The 24,692-nt window shown below is 37.1% G+C and carries 22 protein-coding genes and 1 pseudogene; 5 read left to right on the forward strand and 18 right to left on the reverse strand.

Annotation, left to right across the window (positions count from 1 at the left end; all coding sequences use genetic code 11):
- Positions 1–285: 285 nt before the first annotated feature.
- From ACXAF2_RS16290 to ACXAF2_RS16310, 5 genes are all read right to left on the reverse strand, one after another.
- Positions 286–1,674: a UvrD-helicase domain-containing protein gene (locus ACXAF2_RS16290; protein ID WP_475140165.1), complete on the reverse strand. Its 1,389-nt coding sequence runs from the start codon at positions 1,672–1,674 to the stop codon at positions 286–288.
- A 38-nt stretch (positions 1,675–1,712) separates the two neighbouring features.
- Positions 1,713–1,904, reverse strand: a complete 192-nt coding sequence (locus tag ACXAF2_RS16295) for a hypothetical protein (RefSeq protein WP_475140166.1) — start codon at positions 1,902–1,904, stop codon at positions 1,713–1,715.
- 1 nt (position 1,905) lies between these two features.
- The gene (locus ACXAF2_RS16300) at positions 1,906–4,554 is read right to left on the reverse strand and encodes a hypothetical protein (protein WP_475140168.1); all 2,649 of its coding nucleotides are present in this window, start codon (positions 4,552–4,554) and stop codon (positions 1,906–1,908) included.
- A complete protein-coding gene (locus ACXAF2_RS16305; protein WP_475140169.1) occupies positions 4,544–8,218 on the reverse strand; it encodes a UvrD-helicase domain-containing protein in 3,675 nt (1,224 codons plus the stop codon). Before ACXAF2_RS16305 ends, ACXAF2_RS16300 begins: the two co-directional genes overlap by 11 nt.
- Positions 8,219–8,491: 273 nt before the next feature.
- Positions 8,492–8,815 (reverse strand): nucleoside triphosphate pyrophosphohydrolase, encoded by a 324-nt coding sequence (locus ACXAF2_RS16310; protein WP_475140170.1) that lies wholly within the window; start codon positions 8,813–8,815, stop codon positions 8,492–8,494.
- A gap of 260 nt (positions 8,816–9,075) precedes the next feature.
- Between ACXAF2_RS16310 and ACXAF2_RS16315 the strand changes: the two genes are divergently transcribed.
- Positions 9,076–9,339 (forward strand): helix-turn-helix domain-containing protein, encoded by a 264-nt coding sequence (locus tag ACXAF2_RS16315; protein ID WP_475140171.1) that lies wholly within the window; start codon positions 9,076–9,078, stop codon positions 9,337–9,339.
- A gap of 384 nt (positions 9,340–9,723) precedes the next feature.
- Here the strand turns inward: ACXAF2_RS16315 and ACXAF2_RS16320 are convergent, their stop codons facing one another.
- Entirely contained in the window at positions 9,724–10,203 is a 480-nt protein-coding gene (locus tag ACXAF2_RS16320) for an LURP-one-related/scramblase family protein (RefSeq protein WP_475140173.1), read from the reverse strand.
- 281 nt (positions 10,204–10,484) lie between these two features.
- Here ACXAF2_RS16320 and ACXAF2_RS16325 point away from each other — a divergent pair, with 281 nt between their 5' ends.
- Together ACXAF2_RS16325 and ACXAF2_RS16330 are read left to right on the forward strand one after the other, a co-directional pair.
- Positions 10,485–11,099: a hypothetical protein gene (locus tag ACXAF2_RS16325; RefSeq protein WP_475140174.1), complete on the forward strand. Its 615-nt coding sequence runs from the start codon at positions 10,485–10,487 to the stop codon at positions 11,097–11,099.
- 80 nt (positions 11,100–11,179) lie between these two features.
- On the forward strand, positions 11,180–11,689 hold the full coding sequence (locus tag ACXAF2_RS16330; protein ID WP_475140175.1) for an NUDIX hydrolase: 510 nt from the start codon (positions 11,180–11,182) through the stop codon (positions 11,687–11,689).
- Positions 11,690–11,737: 48 nt separating this feature from the next.
- On the opposite strand, the gene ACXAF2_RS16335 is transcribed toward ACXAF2_RS16330, so the two are convergent.
- From ACXAF2_RS16335 to ACXAF2_RS16360, 6 genes are all read right to left on the reverse strand, one after another.
- Positions 11,738–12,244, reverse strand: coding sequence for a hypothetical protein (locus ACXAF2_RS16335; protein ID WP_475140177.1), 507 nt, complete (start codon positions 12,242–12,244; stop codon positions 11,738–11,740).
- A 21-nt stretch (positions 12,245–12,265) separates the two neighbouring features.
- The gene (locus ACXAF2_RS16340; RefSeq protein WP_475140179.1) at positions 12,266–14,419 is read right to left on the reverse strand and encodes a DUF1430 domain-containing protein; all 2,154 of its coding nucleotides are present in this window, start codon (positions 14,417–14,419) and stop codon (positions 12,266–12,268) included.
- Between the two features lie 12 nt (positions 14,420–14,431).
- On the reverse strand, positions 14,432–15,055 hold the full coding sequence (locus tag ACXAF2_RS16345) for a putative bacteriocin export ABC transporter (protein ID WP_475140180.1): 624 nt from the start codon (positions 15,053–15,055) through the stop codon (positions 14,432–14,434).
- Positions 15,056–15,118: 63 nt separating this feature from the next.
- Positions 15,119–15,751: a VanZ family protein gene (locus ACXAF2_RS16350; RefSeq protein ID WP_475140181.1), complete on the reverse strand. Its 633-nt coding sequence runs from the start codon at positions 15,749–15,751 to the stop codon at positions 15,119–15,121.
- 750 nt (positions 15,752–16,501) lie between these two features.
- Complete coding sequence (locus ACXAF2_RS16355; RefSeq protein WP_475140182.1) at positions 16,502–16,993, reverse strand: LURP-one-related/scramblase family protein; 492 nt, start codon at positions 16,991–16,993, stop codon at positions 16,502–16,504.
- A gap of 260 nt (positions 16,994–17,253) precedes the next feature.
- Positions 17,254–17,712 (reverse strand): VOC family protein, encoded by a 459-nt coding sequence (locus tag ACXAF2_RS16360; protein WP_475140184.1) that lies wholly within the window; start codon positions 17,710–17,712, stop codon positions 17,254–17,256.
- A 176-nt stretch (positions 17,713–17,888) separates the two neighbouring features.
- Here ACXAF2_RS16360 and ACXAF2_RS16365 point away from each other — a divergent pair, with 176 nt between their 5' ends.
- Positions 17,889–18,389 (forward strand): fasciclin domain-containing protein, encoded by a 501-nt coding sequence (locus ACXAF2_RS16365; RefSeq protein WP_475140185.1) that lies wholly within the window; start codon positions 17,889–17,891, stop codon positions 18,387–18,389.
- A 280-nt stretch (positions 18,390–18,669) separates the two neighbouring features.
- Here the strand turns inward: ACXAF2_RS16365 and ACXAF2_RS16370 are convergent.
- A pseudogene (locus ACXAF2_RS16370) lies at positions 18,670–19,391 on the reverse strand (TerC family protein).
- Between ACXAF2_RS16370 and ACXAF2_RS16375 the strand changes: the two are divergent.
- Positions 19,330–19,626, forward strand: coding sequence for a hypothetical protein (locus ACXAF2_RS16375; RefSeq protein WP_475140440.1), 297 nt, complete (start codon positions 19,330–19,332; stop codon positions 19,624–19,626). The pseudogene ACXAF2_RS16370 and the gene ACXAF2_RS16375 overlap by 62 nt on opposite strands.
- 141 nt (positions 19,627–19,767) lie before the next feature.
- On the opposite strand, the gene ACXAF2_RS16380 is transcribed toward ACXAF2_RS16375, so the two are convergent.
- The 5 genes from ACXAF2_RS16380 to dhaK form a co-directional block, all read right to left on the reverse strand.
- A complete protein-coding gene (locus ACXAF2_RS16380) occupies positions 19,768–20,598 on the reverse strand; it encodes a hypothetical protein (protein ID WP_475140187.1) in 831 nt (276 codons plus the stop codon).
- 440 nt (positions 20,599–21,038) lie between these two features.
- Positions 21,039–21,884: a tyrosine-type recombinase/integrase gene (locus ACXAF2_RS16385; protein WP_475140188.1), complete on the reverse strand. Its 846-nt coding sequence runs from the start codon at positions 21,882–21,884 to the stop codon at positions 21,039–21,041.
- A 204-nt stretch (positions 21,885–22,088) separates the two neighbouring features.
- Complete coding sequence (locus ACXAF2_RS16390; protein ID WP_299741998.1) at positions 22,089–22,361, reverse strand: hypothetical protein; 273 nt, start codon at positions 22,359–22,361, stop codon at positions 22,089–22,091.
- Between the two features lie 52 nt (positions 22,362–22,413).
- The gene (locus tag ACXAF2_RS16395) at positions 22,414–22,617 is read right to left on the reverse strand and encodes a DUF3949 domain-containing protein (RefSeq protein ID WP_475140190.1); all 204 of its coding nucleotides are present in this window, start codon (positions 22,615–22,617) and stop codon (positions 22,414–22,416) included.
- Between the two features lie 228 nt (positions 22,618–22,845).
- Positions 22,846–24,603 carry a dihydroxyacetone kinase subunit DhaK gene (gene dhaK, locus ACXAF2_RS16400; protein ID WP_475140192.1) on the reverse strand — a complete coding sequence of 586 codons (1,758 nt, stop codon included), beginning with the start codon at positions 24,601–24,603 and terminating at the stop codon, positions 22,846–22,848.
- Positions 24,604–24,692: the final 89 nt, after the last annotated feature.

Genomic DNA, 24,692 nt, shown 5'->3' on the forward strand with positions numbered 1-24,692 from the left:
CCCCATTTATTAACAATATTTTCAAATAACAATATATAATACTATTCTACTAAAAGATTAAATATAATTAAATAAACTGCAAATAAATTGTAATCCATTATTCTCATATTATGAATTTCAAGAGAACTCAAAAATAAAAACAGCAGAGTATTTATAACTCCACTGTTTTCATTGTGTCTGTTTATATTTTAAATTTTCACTCCTGAATATTGTAATACTAGTAGGTTGAAACCATGATATAGAATGTAAAAGTCCAGTTTTCAAACCATTTTTATTTCCAAGATTTTATTTATCTATCCCTTCATATAAAGATTTGTCCAATTCATTTAATAACCTTGAACCTTCACCATAATAATAAAGTTGTAAATAATTTACCGCTCTTGTAATAGAAACATATAATAAACGACGTTCTAGCTCCCAATACTCATCGGTATCTGTATCTTCGTCCAGTTCTGGTTCCACTAGATCTATTACAATAACAAAATCAAACTCCAAACCTTTAGAAGAGTGTTGAGTACAGAATTTAACACCTGGCGAATAAGGATTACCGTCATTTTGATTTACAAATTCAGGAGTAATGTTAAATTCATTCAATGCATATCTCAACCGAAAAAACTTTCTTTTTTCACGAGCTAATATACCAATTGTCGCTTTTGGGCTCTCGCTTAAAATTTGTTTTACTGTCCTTGCCACTTCTCTATCTTGATCTTCTCTAGATTCACATCTAATAACTGCTGGAATTGGACCTGTTCTAGTTGGTAGTTCAACAGGAACATATTCTTCATCATTAATAACTGAATCATTCTGTTGTAAGCTCGCAGCTAGTTGAACAATTTGTTTAGTCGAACGAAAGGAGTCCTTTAATATCTTTGTACGGCCCCCAGTAATATTTAAGCCTATATCTCTCCATGCAAACGAAGTTTTATAGATTTTTTGTCCTTTATCTGCAGCAACAAAAAAGGATTTTCTAGCAATAGATCGTAATATACGAAGTTGTAATTCTTGTAAGTCTTGCGCTTCATCTATAAAGACATGATCGAACTTTACTGAATCAGGTAGTTGATTTAACTTCTTGGAAAGGGCAAGACCAAAGTCATCATAATCTAGTCTATAATCTTTCTTTTTGTTATAGGTCTCAAGAACTTTATAAATAAATTTACGATCCTTAGAAGTAACACGCACTTCACTACCTCGTCCACGACGACTAGCTTCTATATAATCCTCTAAAGAACTTATACCTTTTCCTTTTATCCACGAAATCTCGTTCTTTAAGAATTCTTTGTATTTATTTTCTTCTTTTACAAATCGATGATTTTCCGTTTTTTTAAGGTCCTTGATGGCATCACCTAAAAAATCATCATTATTATTGACTTTGTAAAACCTTTTCTTTGTTATTTTATAATATGAGCTCATTGCCCAACTATGAAAGGTACTTATGTGTAAGTTTTTTATTTTTAACTCTTCCATTAATAACTTTGAAGCATTGGTCAATGTACGGCCAAATGTAAATACAGCTATTTGTTGATCAGGATATTTCTCTGCGGTCAATTTAGCCTTCCTTAACATCACTAGTGTTTTTCCACTACCAGCAATACCGCGTACAAGTATCTCCTGCCCCGTATATTCAACTATCTCTTCCTGCTGTTTTGTTAGTTTCTGTCCAATTCCACTCACAATTTTTCATCCTTTTATAATTATAGTTTTTACAATTACTATGGCAATTCATCATCTTCCTCACTCGTCGCTGCAGCACTCAAAAAATTTTTCGCAGTGATAAGTCCACCATTTTCTTTAATTTCTTCCAATGCTTTTTTAGTAGCTTTTTGGACAATTGACAATTTTTCTACTGTCACATCAACTGTCCGCCAATTAGTTGCAACAGTTTTCCATAACTTTAAATCCAAATTAATCCTTCCCTTTCCCGTCAATTGCATAATTTCCTTCTGGACAAAGATCAAGAAAAGGACAATAGCGGCAATGGTAACCTGATTTGGCATCCATTATTATTGAAAGATCTGCATCTGGCTCTAGAATAGACTCCATAATATTTTCCTTTTTAATATTTACCAAATCATATAATTCTTTTCGTTTTTTTGTTGTTAATCCAGGAAATTGAAAATTCCTTCTAGTTTCACTTACTGATACATTTCCTTCTATAAGATTTTTAATATCATTTCCACTTCCCACATAACGGAGACTAGTGGTCGCCATATTCTCTTTTTGATATGAAGTCCATTGGGGAAATAATTCACTAACCATCGCAATAACGTAGCCATCATCCTTCTTAGTGTACCTTTTAACTAACATGATGATTTCTGAAAAGATAAACTGATGAATGAACGCATCTGAAAAAGTTGAATAACGATCTAAGACATACCCAAAATAAAACCGACGAGGACATAATAAGAAATCGGCTAATATATCTTCATATTTCAAATCCTCTACTGCAATCTGCAAATCAACTTCTTTTGGTTGATAAGAATTAAAATTAAATTGATTATAAGGGACTTGTCTATCATTATTAAACTTAAAATCACGGTCTTTAATTTTCATGTTTAGATATTGAACATAAACAGCCGGCTGAAGGTTTTCCCTATCCAAGAAATTACGCATCCATGATAGCTCTATATTTTCAATAGGTACAAATTCTAGTGCAAAGAATAATAAATACCTTGATATATCCTTCACCGATTTATTTCTTAATTCATTCAGCTCTAACTCTAAATGTTTATCACTTAAAAAAGAATAAGTTCCTTCTTGTAAAGGCCAAGGAATATTAAATTTCCCCAAAGGGAGACCTTGTTCATCAAGACCAGTTAAATATACTTTTCGATTATTTTCTTTAAAAGCCTCTCCATCCACCTCGATAAACGGCTTTATTATTGTCTCTTCATTATCGGAAAAAGTCCCACTTAAGTAGAATTGAATCGCTTTTCCAATATCTTCGTATAAAAATTGATGATTATCATCAATAGTAGAAATCTTATAATTTAACTTCTCAATAAGTTTTTCTTCAGCTTTTTGAAGTATATTTGTACTTGAAATAGGATTATGCTCTTTCATTAAGTGAGAAAGTCTTTTAAAATGTTCATTGATTGACGTCTCATCATTGGACATATCAAATAAATCTTTAGCCATGTCTTTCAACAATAGTAAAAAACTTTGGACTTGTGTAACATCTTTTTTATCTAATGAAAGATAGCTCAATTTAGAAAAGGGGCTACGAATGCTTTCCAGTACACGGTTATCTCCTTCACTTTCAAATAGTGGAAGAATATTATAATATTGATTGAGCAAATCCTGAATTCTAAGCAGCCAGTCTTCCAAATCTACACAGCCTACAAAGTAAGGTAATAATTGCTTTAATTCGTAAGTATACCGTCGTGCATTCTCATTAGTGTCCTTATCTGTAAGCCAACCAGAAGAAAAACTAGTCATTAGAATATCTTCGTTTAATATAAATCTGTTTCCTTGTCTCATTTCGTGAATTTTTAATATAAATTGACCAACAGGATAGTTCAAAAAGTTACGACGATCAGCAAACCTTTCCGGGTAATACTGTACCAGAAGACCATTTAATATATCCGCATTGGTTGCAATAATTTCAACATCTTTTTTCTTATCTTTGCTTTCCTCGCCAATTGGATAATGTTCCATGACAACACTATGAAGAAAATCAAAAAAGGATTCATAAGCTAAGACTTCTTTCTTTTCAACCCATTTTTTTTGGATACCTTCTTCAAATGACCGTAAAAATTTTGCAGCAACTGTATCGAAAGTTTTCTCTTTCACTTGAATACTCCAATTATCTGTCCAGCCATATCGTTGGGATATAAAAGCTCTCGAAAAATCAAAAGTATTTGGAAATCGATCATCATAAAACTGAAAAAAGAACAATTCAAATCCAGTTCGCTCTAGTAATTTTAAAAACACCTGCTGTTCAGGTGTTATAAAGTAGAAACCATGCAGCACAATTTTTTTCTTATTTGAAGGTAAAACCAATAAAATATCTTCTTCTTTTTGATACCTTCTTTCTAGAATTTCGTTCATCCGCTTTTGAATTATGTCTATTTTCCATTGACCTCTTAAAAGCCTTCTAAAATCTGTATAAAGAGAGTCCTGATTTTCCAATAAATCCCAAATATCAGCAAAAAACTTCTCTTTTTCCGTTAAATGAGGTATTCCTTTTAAACTATTAGGAGATACACCAGAAAAAACAAGAAATCGGATTGTTTCTAATAAATCGGTAGTATTGTTACGAAAAGCATCTTTTAATTCCTTTTTACCTTTAACAGTATTAATTATTTTTGATATTGAAAGATATTGCTCTAACATTCTTTCCGGTGAGTGCCAATCACGAAATACGTTACTTAAAACTTGATGGATTGTAAAAATATATTGAAATTCATTAACATTGTCATCACGATATCGCTCTGTAATTCCTTCAGCAATGTTTTTTGTTGCACATATATGAATTTCGTCCTTTATCTCTTCAATGGCTTTATGTTTATGCCATTCCTTTGGATGATAATAAGTTTCAACTTTAACGGCCATATGGCACCACCTTCACTCCTGTTTGTTCAATAATATCTGCCCACGTTTGTTTTTTAGTGACCTCTGGCATTATAACTACTAATCTTTCTTCCACCCTTGTCATAGCAACATACAGTAATCTAGTTTCCTCTTTGTAGACTTCTTCAGAATCAACTTGTTCAAGTGCTTCAAAATAGCTACTATTGGCATCTAGTTCTTTAATAAACCAAGCTACCCTGCGTTCCTTCAGTTGTTCATTTTTTTCCTCTTCTATATAGAATGTAGTACGCTTAAAATCAAACGTATTGGTAGTTTTCGGAATAATTACCGTATGGTACTCTAATCCCTTTGATCTATGTACTGTAGTAACTTCCACTGAATCCTTAGGTGCTTCTAAAATAGGCTCATTTTCTGTTCGATTCGTTCGCATCTGTAGAGTAATCCATTGATAAATATTGTATAGAGTTGTACTCATCATATCGAACTGCTGCTGAATAATATTTAATAGATGAAACAAATTCTTTTTATATTTCAGTATAAAGTTTTCTAAGTCTCCTTTACTTTCGAACTTATCCTGATAAAATTCTCTCAAATGTAAAAATAAAGCTTTCTCAGATATTATTTTTTGAATAACAGCCATTACAGGATAGACCTTCAACTGATTAACATACTGATTGAAATCATTGCCAATCTTACTTTCAATAAATGACAATATTAAATTACTTTTACCTTGAAATGGTAGTAACACTTTATAGGGTATTTCATATCGGAAATAAGGAGATTGAAGAGTATTCAGAACATATTTTGCTTCTCTAGGAAAGAGTAAACCATCAAGTAAACTCTTAAAATCACGAACTGCCTGACTTGTATAAAATGTACCATCTAAATTTTGGACAGTATTTAATTTAGCTTCCTTACACCATTTACTTACTTCTTTCGCCTGTGCATTCGTGCGTACAATCAATGCAATTTTTTGATTCTCATCTTCTGGTACACTCTTTGTAAGAACCATAGAATGGCGAATAGCTTCTATCATCGCTTCCTTTGTTTTAATAAAACTCGCACCATAAAATTGAAATTCATGAAGACTTTCCTTACGATTGTTCATTCCTTCAAGCTTTTCATTATTGGCTAGCCAGTCTTTCTCACTCCATTTCACGAATAAATTGTCCATTTTATCTAATAGAGTAGAAGCTGTACGGTAGTTTTGATTCAAGGAAAAGTGGTGAAATACAGAGTCTTCAATTTCATTCTTCTTCACCTTTTTATCTAATAAATCAAATGATTTGTAATCTGCTCCCCGGAAACGATATATAGACTGCTTTACATCACCTACCACAAACAATTTATAATTTAAATAGTTGGCAAGACTTGCAACTAAATCTATCTGAACATTGTCGCTATCCTGAAATTCATCTATAAATAAATATTTGTTTTCTTGTAGTTGTTTCATTTTGACCTCATCTTGAGTGAAGTCTTTTATCTTTCTAATTAAATCATTCGTAGAAACTGCGTTTTTAATCTTCTTTTCTTCATCTAGTCGATCTTCACAATGCTGAAAAACAAATTTAAACAGTTCATGAAGATAAGTATAAGAATCGTCTTCTACTTTTCCCCACTTAAGATTTTTAATTTCCTGTTTCGATAGTCCCTTTTTCTCCATCTCATCCCAAAATTTTTGTATTATATTTACTAACTCATAATGTTTTAAAGAATGTATGGAAGCAGATTGAGGATTTTCACGGTAATATTTATCAATTAGCCCATCAATAATCTGTTTCTTTTGTTGTATAAAGCTACGTACCTGAACATTTTTCCCATAACCCATCTCATGTGCCAAGCTTGTTAGAATATTTTTAGAGAATGAATGAATGGTACTTATCTGCATATCCTTAACAGATTCTGCGTACATTCCATATTTTATCTTTCCAGTCAGCTTTGATAGATTTGTTAACTTTTCTTGAAGACGCTTTTTCATTTCATTCATAGAGTCATTTGTAAATGTAATCATTATGATACTCTCTAAAGAAATTCCCTTAGTTAATAAGTACATAATTCTGTCAATCATGACGTGCGTCTTCCCTGTTCCTGCCCCTGCTGTTACCATTAGATTCTCATCATAAGGAGCATGAACTACTTCATATTGTTTATAATTAAACTTTTTGAAGTCATTTAGTATTGAATCAGGTAGTTGATGCGTTCCATCCTCTATCTCTAATGTTTCATCTATTACTGGATTTTTATTGCAATTAAAGTATTGTAATTGATTATTTTTTTCGTAATCAATGAACTTTTTCTTCCACTGCTCTTCTATTTCAAAGTAACAAAGAATAGTAACTCTAAGCCCATTCTCAAGTTGACTTATTATATCTTTTTCTTTCCGTTCAAAGAATTCATAAGATGGAAATACAAATAGCTTTGAAAATAAATCAGAAGCAGTTAGAGAATTACTAGAATCTATTGAAAAAGTTCTCTTCATCAGTTCCCATTGATTATCATCTAGTGGCTGATCAGCTTGATAAATGTAATAACTTTCAAATTGTATGATTTTTTCAGAACTACTTAAATCATCCTTAAACAATATTGGTGGACTATTTATAAGTTGATGATAACCTTTTTCCTCCCACTGTGAACGTGTTATATAAGGCAAAGCAATGACGGCCCGCTTTGAAAACCTTCGGAATAAAAGTGGTTCTTCTTCAACCTGTTTACATAAAAAATTCAATTGAGTTTCTGCTTGCTTAAAGGGGTTTCCCTTTGGATAATGATAATCATTGTAATACCAATCCCCCCCCTGAATGGATTCAATTTGATTAATCGTAATTCCTTTTACTTCAATAACGGATATACCACTCACTCTATCAACAACTAATATATCTATTTCATTTCTACCTTGAAATCCTTTTTTATGCAGAGGAAAATGCAGAAAAGGGAAGCAATCATGACCTGCGGAGTATTTTTTTATTGCTTTAAAAACCTCAAGTTCTGCTTTAAGGCCAGCTGGCTGGAGTACCTTTTGTTTTTTTGATGTTTCAATGACTGAATCAGTCTTTAAATTCACCAAGTGGTTTTCTGATGCCTTGACGTGTATCTCACTAAGTTTAGAAAGCTCAGTTTTGTTAATTTTTAGGTTGACTGGTTTTTCAGGAATATGATTAGATATTAGCAGTTCGATATGAGGTGTTAAACGCTTTCTAGAAGCATTGGAGATTCGAAATTCTTCATCAATATTTGAAAGAGTATCGAAATCATAACCTAAAGAATTTAAATAGGTTAAAAGAACTTGTTTAGAAATTAACATGGCTTCGACATCTTCAATGTCATTGAAACTGATTCTTTTTGTATTAATATTTTTATCTTTTGTATTTAACCACATTACATTGTAATGAGTGGTCGACAACTCACTGTTAATTAACCAACCTTGACGAACACTTCCATCATTCAACAAATACGAAAGTTCAAACGTAAATGTGCTAAGATTTTTATTCGCGTAATAAATAGCACACTTATCGTCTATAAGCATATCTTCTTCTTCAGTTTTTAAAATTAGATCTATACCTTTTTTCTGATGTTCTTTCGTGCTCTTTCTTTCAAAATAATCCCCTATATAAGGATATAAAAATTTATCTACATATTTTGCAACTTCCGATTCAACTTTTAAGTCATTGGAAAAATTTGATTTCAAAACAACCACTCCATATATTTACAATAATAATTATTATACTAAACTAAAAAGGAATATAAAAGGTAACTAGTATGTTTGTGGGGTTAAGAAAAAACTATATTGTCAAGGAATGCACGTTTTTTATTTTCTTTACCAAAATCTTGTTAACTTCAATATTCCTTGATTTATACTGTAGCTTGACTTTCAGGAGAAATCACATGAATAATAAGGTATTTCCTATAACCATAGATACTTATTTTTCCTATATTTTAGATAAGTTACAAATAAAATGAATCAATCCTCTACCTCAATCAAAAACACCTTTTCATGAAATCCTCCGCGCTTCGCAGCCTTCTCTTTCCGTACTGCTTCTACTTCTTCAATAGTAGACCCATGCTGCTTAGCCAAAGCCCTAATCACCTCCAACAGATCAGCAAGCTCTTCAACAGCTTCTCCATCTGCTTCAGCCGCACAGTATTCATCAAGTTCCTCATAAGCTTTTTCTTTTAAGTACTTTATGCAGTCTTCATCGTTGAGGATCTTGGTTGAAAACTCCATACCTTTACTTTCAATGATCTGTGGGATTTTATCCCGTACTATCTTGTTGTAGGTCGGCATGCTGGTGACCCTCCTATGGATTGTATTATCTATATTTTAACATTTTATTAGGTAGTCCATAGAGCAAAGGTCGTATCTCCAGTCCTTTTCTTACCTTTTTTATTCCCCTTCAAGTCACCTTCATATGTGATTCCTTATGAAAAAGAACAATGGGTAAAATAAATATTGAGATTTTTACATATTTTTCAACAATCCAACTACCTGTTCGTGGTGTGTGATTTCCCCCGATTTGATAATGGGTTTAAAAAGGGGAGAATTCTTTGGTAAAAGAAGAAAATAAGCCTTTTGCGAAGACACTGGGACAACTATTGAAACGGGGAAGATATGAACGTGGAATGACACAGGCGGAGTTTGCCTGGACTATTCACATGTCAGAGGAAGGCTACGGGATGATTGAGCGCGGAAAAAGAATCCCTAATGCACTCACACTGAGTAGCATACATAACAAAACGGGAATTAGTATTGACCGAATTTTTCAGGAAATTGATAAAATAGAAAAAGAGAAGAAACTCAAAGAGGATTGACTTGGTAGTTTAAATGGGGGGATTACCATCAAAAAACAAGAATGGATTCTATTAAAAGATAAGCAGACATACAGTTTTACAATTGTCGGCTTTACCCGTGAACATGATTATGGGGAGATATATTTTACAGATGATAATAGAAGGACTTCTATATATAGGGGTTCGGATGTGAAGGAAGTTATAAAGTTAGCTAAGAGAGAAAGCCACAGTTTACGTCGGAAGTAAGCTGCGGCTTTCTTATTCTCTTTGTAGAGTTCATACAGTCATTTGCTCAACCTTTTTACATCACCACTGTTCTCTCCCTATACCAGTTCTTACACTTCCTTTTCATGCAAAAAAAGCACGAGAACCGTCCCCGCACTTCCTTTAAACCGAAGTTCCAGATCAAGCGGATGCTTGATCTGCCTTCGCACAATCAATCGCAATAACAAGAGCAATCATAATGGTTTCCATTTCTTCATCTAATACTTGAACCTTATAACTATCGCCCCAAGTGAACCATTCCTGTCCCACTTCGCCTACGACTCTGCCATGCTGTAACACTTTAAAATCCATGCCCCACCAATTCCCCTGTACTTCAATGCCTGCCGCATCCATCGTATAACGCGCTTTTAATAAGGACCACTCCCTCTTAATCGTTACGACCTCTTGACCATTCACCTCAACAAAAAACATTGGTAAAAAGCTCAACGTCTTCTTCGTAATGAGGGCCACTTCATCCCCTCTTGTATTCATTATGGAGAATGTCTTTGGAACCTTCATAAAGCTTCCCTCCACATAATATCGATCCTTCTCCTCTTGATCCTTTACCGTGAATTGCCCGCTAAGGCTGAATACTTTTTGCTTTATATAAAGCTGCCTCATGAATTTGCCTCCCGCTATTGAGTCTTTATTTTATTTACGTTTGAGGTGGGATTTGGTTCCAAAATCATGTATTCATTTTATCACTCAGCAATCGGCATCGGTTCTCCGCTATGAAGCTCCTTACTATATTGGAAGTGGTTCGATGAGCTGTTTCAATCTCCCGATTAAATACTCAAAATCGATTTCGTAGATCCCCTTCGATTTTTCATGCGGATTTATGTAATATTATGGTAACACATAAGGAGTATTTTACTAGCATCGAATGAAACGAGGAATGACATATGCCCATAGCTGAAAGAGACTACTGGAATGATGATCGTTACCGGCCGAAGAACAAGAAAGCTCCTAAATGGTCATGGGGCGTCATCGGCTTCATCCTTCTTGCCTTGTTTGCCAGCGGCTTACCAATGAAGCTCTACAACGAGATCACCATCCACCAGGAACAGAAAATCCGGGGGTACCTTCAAGAGCGAGAGCAATACTTCAGCTCCAGCGACCAAAGCTTCAAACAGCTGATGACCAAGATCAACGCTTCTAACGGAAACCTTTCATCCCTGACACTCGACATCAACGAAACCGATATGATACTGACTCAAAATTATCAGAAACTCATCGCTCTGGATCCTCCCATCGATTTCAAAGAGCTTCACGACCAAACCATCGAACTGTACGTCATCAAACAGGCAGCCGTCGATTATCTCGCATCATCAGCAAATGCCAATACCTATCATTCCGAAATACTATCTACTTATATAGAAGAAAGTAATCGAAAGATGAGTGAGCTACGTCCACTGATGATTGAAGGATTGCAGAAAGCAGATCTGCGTTATCGTATCGAGCAGGATGGGACGTTGACGTATTGGGTGAAGGATCATTATTCGCGGAGTTTGGAGTAAACCGCAATTCATTAGAATAGGATTAAATGAGAAAAGAGAAATGCATTGGATAGCATACTCGTTCAGAGGAGAGAGAATGATTGACGACTACATATGTGAATTGGGGAGAAGCAAAAGTAAAATTAACCTGGTGTGCTGATAAAGAGCTCCCGCCAAGAGAACGGATAACCAGCGTTCATGGATTTTGTTTCAAGGATGATCATTTATTATTGGTCCATTTAAATCATCGGGGGTGGGACTTTCCAGGAGGTCATATCGAGAAAGAGGAGACCCCTGAAGAATGTCTGAAACGTGAGGCTTATGAAGAAGGGTACGTTTCAGGAAGCCACTCCCTTTTAGGTCATATCATCGTTGACCATCGGGAAAACCCAATTTGGGATCAAGATGGTCCTTATCCTCAAATAGGATATCAAGTTTTTTACCGAATGGACATTGACCAATTACATGAATTTCAGGGTAAGTATGAGTCAATAGAAAGAGTGTTTATTAATCCACGTGAAGTCGCAGGATACTACCACGATTGGAACGGGCTTTATCAGGAAATTCTTGATGAGGCATGCAAGAGCGCTGATGTACCGGGACGGTTCTGATTCTTGTTAATGATGGAAAAAGAAGCACGAGAACCGTCCCCGTGCTTCCTATTCATTTGACTTACTCTCTTCTTGATCCTTCTTTGCTTCCAGCACTCGTTCCTCAATTTCCTTCAATGCTTCATCATAGTGGTCTTCCCCGGATATCTTTTTTATCGTTTCTTTGTTTTCATCTGAGATTTCAAAATGATCAATTTCGATTATTTTTCCGTCGTTTATGATGTTTCCATCATCGTCGAACGAAATCCGGACATTGAAGTCAGAGCTGTTGGAGAAATCAGGATTAAGTGTTTCAGGCACAAAGGATGAGCCTGCACCGTTGTCTTGACGAATGTAAATGACATAATACTTGTTCTCCTGAACAGGCACAGGAACACTTGAATCTTCAGGAGGAACCGGATTGGAATTAGCCGATTGATGTACCGGAGACGGTGGGCTCTCCTTCACACTCGTCTGTTCCTCCTGATCCATTGTAAAGTAGTAGTACACACTTCCAGAAGCTAAGAATAAAAGTGATGCCGTTAAGATGAATACCATCGATTTTCTATTCACCATTTCGTCTCTCCCTTTCTCTCGTTATTGATCAATCAGTACATCCTTTGCTGCGTTCCTTTCTTTTATCATGATGACGATCGTCATCAGCACTACATCTATACAAGCAAGGGTACACGTGATTCCCGTAATGAATGAAGGTGTATGAGCGGCAAAGAATGAAATCATAAGAGATACATTCCAAAACACCAGTATGGATAAATAGACCAGATAATGCTTTTCAAAAAAGGAATATCCAAATATCCATTGGATCGCCAGTGTCTGTTTGTTTATTTCTAAATAATAAATAGAAGAAAAAAACAACAGAACAAAAGCCAAGAGTATTAGGAGTAAAGAATAGAGGGATGTTAGTTGAATCTCCTCTGTCATTTTCGCCATTTTTAACTCTACAGTGGAATAGGCTACAGATACTGGTTGAAGGATGTCATGAAACTCATACTTCTTTAACGTGTTTTGAGTCCCTTTGAACGGGTCATCATGTTCCTGTACTTTCGTATAGTATCCATACCCCCGGGCCACAGTATTAGCCAATATCATTGGATCGAAATCGGCGTTTACGATGACAGCAATCGGGTCATCGATCTCATAATGATGGTTGGATGCCATTTGCGTAGAATAAGTAAAGTAGGATTGCTCATTCTTTACATAGATGATTTTCGCTTCTACAGGTGCGGGATCTATCAGATTATATACGCCTTGATAGTCTTGTTCGATAGACAGTTCAATATCCTTTTGATATGGTTTAAACTTTTCGGGCACAAGTACCTGGATTTCATTCTTAGTCGGAGAAGGGATTGTAATAGGATTCCCGTTCGTATCCTTTATTGGATTAACATCAAGATAGTTTCTGTTTATTTCTACTTTTTCCCCTTCCATACCCCATGGATTAGGATTTAACGGGGGATCGGATAGGTCGTCCAGATAGTAATTGGAAGGAGAAATATAAAAAGCTCCCTGAGATTCTAATTCTTTATACAGTGCACGAAATTTCTTGCCTTTTTCACTATCTTGTTCAAAGTTAAAGACTTCCGTACCTGGATCCGCCACTACCCCCATATAGGTGTAATCTTTGAGTACAGACCATTTTTGTTGTGATGCGTTGGTACTTTTCAACTCGAGAAACGTGCTCAATCCTTGCTGTAGTCCTAAAATAAGAAAGACAGATACTACTAACCTGACAAGAATATTGATATAGAAAACTATTTTTATTGGCTTTTTATTTTTTATCATGTGCGAGATGTTAATATATTTTGTCCCTATCCAAGTCCCCGTGAACAATAGAGTCAACATCAACACCATTTTTAATACGTTTTCCATCCAGAAAGATAAAAAGGAAACAAATTGTTGAAGTTGATTGTAAAAATATAAAAAGAGTGTAAAACCTAAAATGGAGGAAACCAACGAACCTAAAAAGATCTTGCTATATTTCCTTACCAGGAACACTCCGACATGGAAGAAGTGATCTCCGAATAAAAGCCGCACAGCCACAGCTTTAAAATGATTCATCACATCATAGACCAGAGCAAGCATGATTAATAAGGACAGAACCAAAGCGCATACATACATCATCTTCTGATAGGGGTATTCAGTGAAAATACCTTGCGTTTGTTCTTTGGAAATCTCGACCGCTAATCCGTATTCACCAGCTATTCGTTTAAACTCTTGAGCTTTTTGGTCTCCAATGATGGTGTAAGTTCCGGTTAGATTCCGGGCTTTCTTAATAGCCGCCAGTGGCCTGATTTCAATCGGATCGAAACTATGGAAGATTTCCATTTGACCGATCTGGTTTCGATCACCGGTCTGTATGGTGGACAGAAATGCATCAGGACTGCTGTCTTTGGTTAAATAATCTCCCTCTGTTAAAGGAATGGATTCAAAGTATTTTTCTTCATTATAAAGATAGACGTAGTATACTATTTTATCCTCGTTTTTTTCATTCTTTTCGTATGAAACTCTTTGCAGATTCACCTTTGATTTGAGTGCGATCTCCTCAAGCATTTGGAAATTTTCATCTTTGTCTTTCTGAGGATCACCCTCTTTGATTATGACATTCCAGGCTTCGTCGTTTGTATGGTGCTGATTGAACGACTGGAATTGCAGAAACTCGAATTGTTTCATAGATAGAAAGCTTATTAATAGAAAAGTGATCGTCAGGAGGAAGTAGAGTAATCGTTTCATAGTGCTCCCCCTTTACAGCTGTATCTTTCTTGAAAACACTTGGGACAAATTCTCATCATGGGTGACCATGATGATGGTTTTCCCACGTTTATGTAGTTGTTGAAATAAAGAAACGATCATATCTCGATTCTCCACATCCAAAGATCCAGTCGGTTCATCCGCTAATATGATGTCCGGGTCCTTCAGAAGTAACCGAGCCATTGCCACCCTTTGTTGTTCACCGCCACTTAAGGTATGGATCTTTTCTTTCTCATAGTCTTTAAGACCGACTTCCGTTAAAGCATTTGTCATGGCCTCTCGTTTCTGTTGTTTCGTCATTTTCTTATGTTTAAGGGCGATTTCAAGATTTTCGTTTACAGTTGCATTATCAATTAACGCATAGTTCTGGAAAATAAAACCTATATGATGTCGTAACAGGAATCTCTGCGTCTTTTTATGATCCAAACGATGCCCCATGATTTCAATCATCCCTGAATCCGGTTTTTCGAGAGTGCCCATCATATTTAAGAGCGTTGTTTTCCCTTGCCCGCTTTTCCCCATGATCCCGATAAATTCTCCTGATCCCACTTCCAGGTTAAAATCTTTGAATAACGTTTTTCTTTGAAAAGACTTATTCATACCCTCAATCTTGATCATTTCTACTCTCCTTTTCATAGGGAAGGGGAATTATATTCAAACAATATAATTCCCCTTCGCCGCTTACTTAATATATTTGTTGAATTTCCCAAGAAAGTTAGAAAGTAGAGTAAATACTAACAATCCTATTACAGTACCTAACGTATTGGTCATTAAATCGTCGACATCAAAGCTTCTATAATTGTAGCCTAGGAAAAAGCCAGCCATTAATTGTATTAATTCAATACTTAGACTTATGACAAAACCTATGAGTATAACCTTACCTTTTTTAATAGCAGAGAAAAGAATGGGTAACGCCACTCCCAAGGGGATAAACAATACGATATTGCCTCCGATTTGTTTCAAAGCAATGAGAGAATCACCAAAGTGCATCGCATCTGCTATTGCTTTAAAAGGCATAACGTTATGCTCTACCCCCAGATGATCCTCTATCATGATTTCAATTAATTCTTTCTGATATGGAAAAGGAAATAATGTTATAACCACTAGATTGGCAGCATACACAGAAAAAATGAACCAATAAAAAAAATGGAGAAAGGATATATCCCCCTTTAAATACTTGTAACCAAAAAAAAGAGTAAAGAAAGTAATGATTATTATAGTAGGATATAATCCATTAAATATATTAAAATTCCAACCCTTCGAAATCAAAAACACTCCGAAAACCTTTGTTAATTTCTTTTTTCTTTCAACCATCTTCTTAAAACATATAATTCACCATTTGCGCAAACAGCAAACTTATTATCCTTCTAAAACATTTAATTATCAACATTTTTATACATTTTAGTTAAAAATTACTATTTTTGTAATTGTTCCGTCCAGTTTACCAACAACCACCCTCAAACAAGGAAGAATGAAATTTAAGAATTATTTAAGATTGATTACAAAGGAAAAAAATGTATATTATGTTAAGATCATTCTCGTTGAAAAAATATAATAGGGGGAAATGAAAAAATTGTATGGAGAATATAGACTTATTAAATATTAATAAGTCTAAGAAAAGGGATAACTGTCTATGAAATCTAATTTCAAAGACTGGGCATAAATATTAATTAAATAGCCAAGAAATCGCATTTGTTATTCTTGATATGACTTGGGCTTTGAAATATATGTAAGTCTAGATAAATAAAAATCTAATAACCGGCGGTGAGAGTATGTCGGATAATATATTCTATTAATTTTTATAGTTTTAACAGTTATCTATATATATTTATTTTATTCTAATAAAATTAAATTCAGAATGGTATATGCTCTACTATACCTAGTTGTATTATTAGGGTTTTTTCTATACATGAATTGATATCCTATAAAAGGTTTTATTATTGAAAGAACACTTACTATTTATCTGGGATTAGTGAAATTAGTCTATCAATTATATGGGGACGTATTCGATGCTTCATCTTATGAAGCATCGAATACGTCCCCACGCTGTTCCATTTCACCCTCTCAGTTAACCGAAGAAGCAGCCGCTTCATCCGCCTTCACACAATCGATCGCAATAACCAATGCAATCATCATCGTTTCCATCTCTTCATTCATTACGTTCACCCTGTAGCTGTCACCCCAAGTGAACCACTCCTTGCCCACTTCGCCTACAACGTTGCCATGCTGTAATACCTGAAACTGCATATCCCACCAATTCCCCTGCACTTCAATGCCTGCCGCATCAATCGTATAACGTGCTTTTAGGAATGAGAGCTCCTTCTTAATCGTCAATACCTCCTGCCCATTCACCTCAACAAAAAACTTCGGTAAAAAGCTGAACGTCTTTTTCGTAATCAGGGCCACTTCATCCCCGCTTGTATTCATTATGGAGAAAGTCTTCGGAACCTTCATAAAGCTTCCCTCTACATAATATCGATCCTTCTCCTCTTGATCCTTTACCGTGAATTTCCCGCTAAGACTGAATACTTTTTGTTTGATATAAAGCTGATTCATGATGTTGCCTCCCACACTTGAGTCTTTACATTATTTACGTTTCAGATCGACATTGGTTCCAAAATTCCGCATTCGCATCATCACTCAGTTATCTGCACCCGGTTTGATCTTACTAAACTGAAACATCGGGAACTATTTGATGCTGTCTCATAAAAAAATAGAAGCGCGAGATTGTCCCCGTGCTTCCTTTCTCTGATTCAAATTTCTACATACCAAGTATTCTTCAATAAAAGCCCTCGGTCATGGAAGTTCCTCCATATTCAGCTCTTAAGGCCATACCAATCCTCAAGCGTCATCATGTCAAACTCTTCCTCATGATCTAACCTCAGAGGAGCAATGAATTCAAGAGAATTTCCATCGGGATCATGAAAATAAAGGCAAGCATGTGCCTGTGGATTGTTGGGGAGTACAAGAGGCTGTCGTTCCGGTGAAAACCCGAACGCTTCCCTTACCTCGATGCCTCTTTCCTTTAACCATCCTTTTGCCTTTATGATATCTTCTGCTTCTACTTGAAAGGCGATATGCCTGATGGAGGGATGATACGGAATGTGTACTTGATCAGCCTCCCACAACCCAAGCCAGCTCTTTCCTTTCTCAATCCAGACAAAGGAGACCCTCTCGCTCTCATACGCCAGTTCCAATCCTAGCTTTTGATAGAAATCGATTGAAAGACTCATATCCCTTACAGGTAAATGGGCTTCATATAATCCTTTAATCATGATGGTACCTCCTTTTTTTCCATTTTAGTATTCCTCATAGAAAAGTGGCTCCGGAATTCGTTCGACCTTTTCCTCAGACTTTTGATTGAAAAAGAGAAATGGATAATCCTGCTAAACACGCACATACTACCTCTGAGTAAACACATGTTTACATAAAAAGATCAGGAGGTAGAGTAATGAAAAATAAAACATTTGCTTTGATGTTAGCTGTATTCATGGCGTTCATGACCCTTTCAAACGGTGTATCAGCCACTGAAGGCGGGGCACCGGCAACGAAGGATATCGTTGACACAGCAGTGGAAGCCGGTCAGTTCAAAACCCTGGCAGCCGCTTTAGAAAAAGCAGGACTTGTGGAGACATTGAAAGGTGAGGGCCCGTATACGGTATTCGCGCCGACTGATGCTGCGTTTGAAAAGCTGCTGAAGAAATTAGGCATCACGGCAGAAGAGTTACTTGCACGAGAAGACTTAAAGGAGATCCTCCTGTACCATGTGCTTTCAGGTAAGGTGATGTCTACAGATCTGAAAGACGGTGCAAAAGTGGAAACACTGGCTAAGAAAACAGTGGATATCTCACTGGATCCTGTCCGTGTTAACAATGCGAATGTAGTGAAAGCGGATATTCAAGCTTCCAACGGTGTCATCCACGTGATTGATGAAGTGTTGCTTCCGGAATAAGTTCTATCTATCAGAAAGCCCGCCCAACTGTCCAATTGTGACTGTTGGGCGGGCTTTTTATTGGAAGCAAGGGGACGGTAAGACCGCATTGGAAGCCGCTACGGAAGATGTCCATAAGGATAATAAGATTGAGATAGTCAATCCATGAGGCTGCACCGTTCTAAGGATTTTATTTAATAAAAAGAAACAAGCAGGGAATGATTGATCTGCTTGTTTCTTTTGGGAAGGTTCTAATGCTTCCTCTTCTCGAAGTACGAGAAACTTCTTACCTTTTAACCTCTCAATTTTCAGCTTCCTTCGGCTTCGACTTGACCCAACCCACGATTCCGATTCCGATCAATACCGTCCAGAAGATCCCTTTCCAAACGGAGCCCTTTGCAAACTCGTAGGAGATGATCCCAAGGGACGGATGGGCTAATGAGTAGACTGCAAGCTTGACGCCGACCCAGCCGACGACAACGAAGGCAGCGGATTCAAGACCGGGACGTTTTTCCAGAAGGCTGACAAATGCCGATGCGGCAAAACGCATGATGACAAGGCCGATGATTCCCCCGAGTAAGATGACGATGAAGTGCCCGCCGTCAAGTCCCCTGATGGCCGGAAGGTTGGTCTCGGGAAGCGTCACCGCAAGAGCAACCGCTGCCAGGATGGCATCCACCGCAAATGCGATATCCGCCCAATTCCACTTTGACGACGGTCCACCAGAAACCGGATCCCTTCGTTTCTTCCATATCTTTCACTTTTTCAATCTGTTTCTTGATCACATGTTTCTTGAGTAAATGGTAGATAGCGATCCCAAGCAGGTACACGGCACCGATGGCTTGCACCTGCCAGATGTCGACAAGATACGAAATCAGGAACAAGGAACCGGAACACAAACGCTCCCGCCAATCCGTAGAACAATGCTTTCTTCCGTTTATCCTCCGGTAAGTGCCGGACCATGGTCGCAATGACCAATGCATTATCCGCAGCAAGAATTCCCTCCAAAGCGATCAAAATCATCAAAACCCATTGGACGATGACAAATGAAATTAATCTAATGGATATGACAATTAAATCTTCAATACGATTAATGATGGAGAAATCAGAGTATGATCAATTTCAAAACGTGGCCAAGGAGTTGGATATCGCTAAAAGCACATTCCAATCGGCTTTAGATAATGAATCAATGCGAGTTAGAGATCTGAAGAAGGTCGCTGATCTCCTGGGGTACGAACTAACTTTGAAACAAAAATAAAAGGGTACGAATTTAATTCGTACCCTCTGTTTAACATAGACCGTCATCTTGGCTTAGTGACAGGGTTACTGCTATAAACCGCAACGCCTTAAACTAATAAAAAAAGAGAATTGGATTAATCCAATTCTCTTTTCTGGCTTATTAAATCTTTGTGTAATTATTTGCAATTTTATTATAGTAGTAAAACCATTGTCCAAGTGCCCATGCATTAGAAACGATAGCTACTGGTCCAGCAATATTCTTTAATATAACTTTTGCTGTAGTCCAAGAAATTATTTTTCCTCCTACTAGACCACCACCAGAAAATCCTGAAATTAACCAACCAGCTAAAGTTCCCGTTTCTACACCTCTCATTGAATCTACAGCTGATGCATGTGTATCAAAAGCTGAAGAACTAGACAGGCTAGCATATCTTGTTTTTAATCCTGCATAATTAGCAGTTCCTCTACCAGTATTAAAATTCTTTGTATAATTAATACCTAATACACTAACTAATGATCTATTAGATTTTACTAAAGAACTCGCTAAAGCAATCATGTTCTTATTCTGCAATTTCGGGAAGGGTACAAAATTGCTATTTTCAACATCAGTATTTTCTGGTAAATCTTCAAATAATTGTACATCTTGATCTGTTATCTCATCGTTAACAAGAGTAGTAGTAAAATCCTGTAATAATTCATTAGTTTCTTCATTGTATACTCTCGTATGTATCTCCATTGTCTTTTCATCAACTGTTTCGATTGTCTCAATATACCTAGTTTGTACTCCATTTACTGTCATTATATATTCAGATTTTTCTTCAGTATCCGTAATCATTTGTAAACCATCTTCAGTATCCATAATCATTCCTAAATCATTTCCAGTAGATGCTACTGGTGAAGTTGAAGCAGAAGCTGTGTTAGTTGATGTCGAGAATGCTAAACTACCAAAAAACAACATAAAACTTAGGAATAACATTGATATTTTTTTCATTTCACAATAACTCCTTCTATTTATCTATTTAAAATCTACGGTCTATATTTTCATACATTAATTTACTTTTGTGGAAATAAATAAAAAACAATAGAAAAATAGTATCATTACCATACTAAAAAACATTAAAATTCCACTAACAAAATGCACATACAATGTGAAAATCATAGAAATATTCATTAAAGCTATAATTAAAAAAATGTTTACCCTATGCTTATTTTTGTATCTCAAACTTATAATTACTGACAAAAAGAACAAAAAACTAGCTAAATAAAATAAAAATTCTAACTGTCCATCAACCTGAAAAACAACAATATACAAATAGAGTAGTATCACAAAAATAATTTTAAAAAACTTAAACATGAATTTTCCCTTCTTTCTTAAAACTAATTAACTTCATCTTATCCTATAATAAATAAATCAGAGTAGTATAATATGGTTTATATTTTAATTAATAAAAAACATTTTTCACTCATAGCTGTGCTTCGTTCGTAAACTGTATTACCAATGATTATATTTACCCCTCCTATAATTGATTGATTAATCCGACGTAATGTGACTGTGGCTTCTGTGACTGTGGCTTCTCTAAGTATATCTATACTGGTATGCCCCATTAGTTTAGCAATGTCTTGTATAGGAACACCCTTTTCAGCAAGATTAAGACCAAATAGATGTCTAAGGTTGTGTACATGTGCCTTCTCTTTATCGATACAAGCAAGCTTTGCATATTTTTTAATAAGGTTATGGGCTGTTTGTCTTGTCATAGGCCCACGTTCGCCCACGAATAACGCTTTGGTGGTGCTGGAGAACGGTTGTTTTCTCACTTCAAGGTATTTGTCTAAAGTGCTGAATAACTCATGTTTCACGAAGATTTTACGGTATTTAGCGCCTTTTCCTTTAATATCCTCGACAACGTTAACACGATTATTTACATGATCCATTCTTAGCTGAAGAACTTCACTCACACGCATCCCTGAATAGTACATTGTCTCGAATAAAGCTAGTGTTCTAGTATCGTTCTTCTCACGAACGGCTGCGATCAGCTTGCGATAATCCTCTTCTGTAAGGATCTCTTCATCATTAAGAGAATACTGTTTCTGCTGCTTCTCCTGTTTGATCTTCACGTTTAATCCTAATTCAAAGCGATCGTTTAAAAAGTCGATGAATTGCTTTAATGCTACCAGTTTCTTATTAATTGTTACAGTAGCGAGGCCTTTACCTCTAAGATGTTCTTTATAAGCCGTTACGTCCGTACCAAAACCTAACGCAACATTGACTGTTTCCACATGCTATCCTTTTCATTTTATCGGGGCATCGCCTGAGCGTTATATCCTTGTGGCAGATTTAATTGTTTCAAAGGAAATGGGCTCTGATCAATCTCTATAAGCAGGTCCGGAAAACAGATGTTTTTCTAGTCCTGCTTTATTTAATAAGGAAGCATGGGGATCGTTCCCATGCTTCGATCTAGTAGTATATATAATCTTCTTCTTTTATAAAAAATAGGCAGAAGATACATAAGCGACAACGATAGAAAGGCTTACGTATAAGGAAAACATTATAATCTTTTTATCCGTGATTTTTTTGATAGCTAGAGTTAATAATAGTAGGATTAGAAGGGCAGGGCCTGCAATATTCACATAATAGGCGAATTCAGTCTCATGTCCATATTTTATGAAGTAAAAGGCTTGAAACCCTGCCCAAAATAATAACAAACTACCTATTAGGTTTTCTACCATGCTTATTTTCTCCATTTTCCCTTTCATTGAAATACCTCCTTGATAGGTTAAGAAAGCCAGGGCAAAAGAATCCCTTTACCTACTTCCGATCCCCACCATGCCTCACCCTATACAATATTGAAGCAAAAAGATTAGCCAAAAAGAATAACGGGCTCCCCTGCATATTCCCATGAAGGCTCAGTTCACCAGCATTCATGGCATCATACATATCTCCCTGTTTCTTTCCTTTCAATCGGTTCTTCTCCTCTTCAGCTTTTAAAGCGATCAAGAAGCGATATTGCATAGGTTAGATCAATAGCGAAAATCAACACTTATAAACCGAAAATGGCTAGAAAGATATGCAATTCCTTTCTGACCGCCTCCTCGAGTCCACCACTGTTTTTATTCATTATATATGTATACGTTTAGCTAAATTGGAAAGTTTCGTTAATGGAAGCACAGGGACGGTTCTCTCGCTTCCAACCCACAAAATAAAGAAGCAAGAGAGCCGTCCCCTTGCTTCCTCCACTCCTTATTTCAAACTCTCCGCAAGCTCCGTAAAGATAACCCCCAGCGCATAAGCACCGGCATCGGGATGACCGAGGCTTCGTTCACCTACCGTACCGGCACGTCCCATCCGGGCAACGATATCCTTGGTTTTCTCTGCTCCCTCTACAGCGGCCGCTGCTCCTTTTTCAAACGCGGTCTTGAAGTCTTCACCGTTTGCGGCACTTTCTGACCAGGAGTCCGCACAAGGGACGAGTGCATCCACGAGGGTTTTGTCGCCGACCTCTGCTCCTCTGCCGAAGGATCTTTCGCCTGTATCCTTGATTCCCTTTACGGCCGCTTGCAGCATGTCCGCAAATTCTTTCACGGTCAGTTCCTTTCGATCTTGCGCCGATTTCCCTGCCGCACGGAATGCAGATCCCCAGATCGGACCGGAAGCACCGCCGCAATATTCCAGGATGACCATAGAGCTTCCATCCAGAAAGCTCCCGATTGTCAGATTATCCTGACCCAGGATGCCTTTCCACTCCCGTTTCAACTGTTTGAATCCTTTAGAAACGCTCATTCCGAAATCCCCGTCTCCTGCATGGGAATCCAATTCACAGAATGGTACTTCATTCTTGATGATGATGTCGCTCATTTTATCCACGAGGTAGATGATGTTTCCGAGTGTTGCTCTATCGTTTTTAATCACAGCGTGTTCTTCCGATGTTTCCACTTCGAAGGAGACTGGTTTCTTCTCCTCATCTTCCTCGAGGTCGATGTACTCCACACCCGGCACCGGTCCGTCCACTCTGAACGCAGGCGCTTGACTCTCGCTTGATAACAATGTTTTCAACTCTTCGTCCAGCTTCATTACAGTCAGGGAAACGCCTGCCATATCGATGCTGGTCATGTAATTGCCGACAAACGCACGGTTAATCGTAATCTTTTTATCCGATAAGATTCTGGTAACGGCATTGTTGAAAAGGTAGAGTTCTTGCAACGGCGTGCCTCCAAAGCCATTTACTAGGATCGCGATCTCGGAGGAATCCCCCTCTTCCATTTTCAGATCCTTCAGAAGGTCGTTCACCATACGCTGTGCCAATTCATCAGCGGACGCGATTTTTTCCCGTCTTGTCCCTGGCTCACCGTGAATCCCGACGCCATATTCGATTTCATCATCATCCAATTTGAACGTTGGAGATCCGCTGGCTGGGACGGTACAGGATGTCAGTGCGAAGCCAATGCTGCGGACATTTTCAGCCGCCTTCTCCGCCACCGCTTTGACTTCCATCAAGTCCCTGCCCTCTTCAGCAGCCGCTCCGGCTATTTTATGTACCAACACAGTTCCCGCAACACCGCGGCGTCCCACTGTATAAAGGCTGTCTTCCACGGCAATGTCATCATCGACTTTGACATATTCCACCGGGATGCCATCTTCTGAAGCCAAGTGAGCCGCATTTTTAAAATTCATGATATCCCCGCTGTAATTCTTAATGACGAGTAAGGCTCCTTTTTTACCGGCTGTCGCTTTAATCGCCTGATAGACCTGGATCTGCGAAGGCGACGCAAACACATCACCGCACACAGCAGCATCAAGCATCCCCTTTCCCACAAGTCCCGCATGTGCAGGCTCATGTCCGCTTCCCCCGCCGCTGATCAAGGTTACCTTATTTTCATTCAAATCCTTTTTCTTCATGACCTTATACTTTTTCATAAACTCGAGCTCTGGATGAGCCATGGCCATCCCATTGCACATTTCCACGACCAGATCTTCAGGTTTGTTCATGACTTTCTTCATTGATAACTCCTCCTTCAGTTTATCGTTCATAAATGATCTCACTATTCAGATTGAAACGAAAGCAAATCATCTTAAAACGTTCGCGATTG

The organism is Rossellomorea sp. ABR4_004, assembly GCF_056159585.1.

Excerpts from the sequence above, each read along its gene's own strand:
- ACXAF2_RS16345 (WP_475140180.1), bottom strand. The coding sequence starts at position 15,055 with ATGATCAAGATTGAGGGTATGAATAAGTCTTTTCAAAGAAAAACGTTA.
- ACXAF2_RS16325 (WP_475140174.1), top strand. The coding sequence starts at position 10,485 with ATGCCCATAGCTGAAAGAGACTACTGGAATGATGATCGTTACCGGCCG.
- ACXAF2_RS16350 (WP_475140181.1), bottom strand. The coding sequence starts at position 15,751 with ATGGTTGAAAGAAAAAAGAAATTAACAAAGGTTTTCGGAGTGTTTTTG.
- ACXAF2_RS16340 (WP_475140179.1), bottom strand. The coding sequence starts at position 14,419 with ATGAAACGATTACTCTACTTCCTCCTGACGATCACTTTTCTATTAATA.
- ACXAF2_RS16300 (WP_475140168.1), bottom strand. The coding sequence starts at position 4,554 with ATGGCCGTTAAAGTTGAAACTTATTATCATCCAAAGGAATGGCATAAA.
- ACXAF2_RS16310 (WP_475140170.1), bottom strand. The coding sequence starts at position 8,815 with ATGCCGACCTACAACAAGATAGTACGGGATAAAATCCCACAGATCATT.
- ACXAF2_RS16365 (WP_475140185.1), top strand. The coding sequence starts at position 17,889 with ATGAAAAATAAAACATTTGCTTTGATGTTAGCTGTATTCATGGCGTTC.
- ACXAF2_RS16375 (WP_475140440.1), top strand. The coding sequence starts at position 19,330 with ATGGTCGCAATGACCAATGCATTATCCGCAGCAAGAATTCCCTCCAAA.
- ACXAF2_RS16355 (WP_475140182.1), bottom strand. The coding sequence starts at position 16,993 with ATGAATCAGCTTTATATCAAACAAAAAGTATTCAGTCTTAGCGGGAAA.
- dhaK (WP_475140192.1), bottom strand. The coding sequence starts at position 24,603 with ATGAAGAAAGTCATGAACAAACCTGAAGATCTGGTCGTGGAAATGTGC.
- ACXAF2_RS16335 (WP_475140177.1), bottom strand. The coding sequence starts at position 12,244 with ATGGTGAATAGAAAATCGATGGTATTCATCTTAACGGCATCACTTTTA.
- ACXAF2_RS16390 (WP_299741998.1), bottom strand. The coding sequence starts at position 22,361 with ATGAAAGGGAAAATGGAGAAAATAAGCATGGTAGAAAACCTAATAGGT.
- ACXAF2_RS16360 (WP_475140184.1), bottom strand. The coding sequence starts at position 17,712 with ATGATTAAAGGATTATATGAAGCCCATTTACCTGTAAGGGATATGAGT.
- ACXAF2_RS16395 (WP_475140190.1), bottom strand. The coding sequence starts at position 22,617 with ATGCAATATCGCTTCTTGATCGCTTTAAAAGCTGAAGAGGAGAAGAAC.
- ACXAF2_RS16320 (WP_475140173.1), bottom strand. The coding sequence starts at position 10,203 with ATGAGGCAGCTTTATATAAAGCAAAAAGTATTCAGCCTTAGCGGGCAA.
- ACXAF2_RS16380 (WP_475140187.1), bottom strand. The coding sequence starts at position 20,598 with ATGAAAAAAATATCAATGTTATTCCTAAGTTTTATGTTGTTTTTTGGT.